Annotated in this window: 3 protein-coding genes and 1 pseudogene; 1 reads left to right on the plus strand and 3 read right to left on the minus strand. The window is 47.6% G+C overall.

The window, feature by feature from the left end; genetic code table 11:
* Positions 1–204 (plus strand): annotated as a pseudogene (locus tag MVO87_RS02270) (DUF192 domain-containing protein); the annotation flags it as partial.
* On the opposite strand, the gene MVO87_RS02275 reads toward MVO87_RS02270, so the two are convergent.
* The 3 genes from MVO87_RS02275 to MVO87_RS02285 form a co-directional block, all read right to left on the minus strand.
* Entirely contained in the window at positions 201–548 is a 348-nt protein-coding gene (locus tag MVO87_RS02275; protein WP_297514748.1) for a PIN domain-containing protein, read from the minus strand. The pseudogene MVO87_RS02270 and the gene MVO87_RS02275 overlap by 4 nt on opposite strands.
* Before the next feature lie 114 nt (positions 549–662).
* Positions 663–863, minus strand: a complete 201-nt coding sequence (locus tag MVO87_RS02280; RefSeq protein ID WP_297514745.1) for a hypothetical protein — start codon at positions 861–863, stop codon at positions 663–665.
* A 40-nt stretch (positions 864–903) separates the two neighbouring features.
* Positions 904–1251 (minus strand): 6-pyruvoyl trahydropterin synthase family protein, encoded by a 348-nt coding sequence (locus tag MVO87_RS02285; protein ID WP_297514742.1) that lies wholly within the window; start codon positions 1249–1251, stop codon positions 904–906.
* Positions 1252–1542 lie beyond the last annotated feature (291 nt).

The following is a 1542-nucleotide window of genomic DNA, read 5'->3' on the forward strand; positions in this document are numbered from 1 at the left end:
GCCAAGTACATCATAGAGGGGCCCGTCGGCCTCATCGGGTCCCTTGAAGTGGAAGAAGGGGATTTGATAAGCTGGCAGGCCAGCGAGGAGAAGAGAAAGAGTGTTCCCGTGAGAATTTCCTTCCCTGAGCAGGTCTCCTTTGACAAGGCCAACGGCTTCGCCATGGCGGAGAGCGTTAAGGAATTGAAGGCCGAGAAGAACTAACCCTGCGTAGTGAATTTTTGCCAGAAATCTTCTGGAACAAGAGTGAGAATATCCCTTACAGGGTCAAAATCTCTATCGAGTGTCGCAAGCTTATCACACCCATGTTCCAAGGCAGTGGCGAGGATTCTAGCATCATGGGGCATTAAGCCAAATTCTCCAACATAATAGGCAATCTTTGCCCAATTTGAGGAATCAGCCACAACTACAACGTTCTGAGCGCCAAGAAAGCCAAGTATTCCACTTAGATACCTAACTGCCGTGTTTCTAAATTCCTTATTGTTCCTGAGCTCCTTCTTAATCTTCCAAGGGGAGCCAACGTCCCTTTTAAGGAGTGCAAACCACACCTCATCAATAACGGTTTCGGAAGTTATCTTATCTTGGGTTCGTTCAGCTCGAACATCTTAACTGAATAATCCGTGAGCTCTGTTACAACAAGTGCATTGTAGAGAACGCTTGAGTCAATGAAAATCACTGTTTATACACCTCAATCTTTGCCTTAAAAAGTCCTCGACCCTGCCTTTTCCAAACATTCCGATACGGGCGGTTTTTTTGGCCTCTTTCACCATTAGCCTAAACTCCTCCTCAGCCAGGAGTTCACGTAAAAGTTTTTCCCTGAGGGTTGAATTTGGATTATCTGCAACTTTTTCCATTCCACTCACCACAAAGTGGTTATTGGAGCAATCTCTAAAAAACATTTTCTCAAAACTCCAGCTCGACTCCGTTCTCATCGCCCTCCCAGAGGGTCAGCCTCTTCAGAGAAACGCCTTCGGGGAGCTTCGCATTAACCTGCTCCGCAATCCAGAGCGCGATGTTCTCAGTCGTCGGGTTCTCGAAGAGGGCGTTGAGGTTCTTGTGGTCAAGCCTTCCAACGATTTCCTCCACGATGCGCCTCAGCTCGAGGAAGTCAATCACGTAGCCGTTTCTAAGGGGCCCCTCAACGGCAATCTCAAGCCGGAAGGTGTGCCCGTGAATTTCCTCCGGCTTTCCGTCAATGAGAACCGCGTGAGCGGATTCAAACCTGAAGCGTTCAATCACCCTGGCCTTCATTCAAACCACCGGGATAAGAAAACCCCCACCACTGATAAGGGTTTCCCAGAGGGCAGTTATTTTCAGTTCTCTTCGAGTCTTATTGCAACCAGCGAGCTCGCGAATCTTCTTCAACTTGTCCTCAATCTTTCAATTCTCTTCGAGTCTTATTGCAACGCATTTTCAATCCACCCCGTCAGCTTTGACAGGTCGACCTTTCAATTCTCTTCGAGTCTTATTGCAACACTTATGACCAAGTTCGCCGAATGGTCAAGTGGTATGCTTTCAATTCTCTTCGAGTCTTATTGCAAC

Source organism: Thermococcus sp. (genome assembly GCF_027063845.1).
GTDB lineage: Archaea > Methanobacteriota_B > Thermococci > Thermococcales > Thermococcaceae > Thermococcus.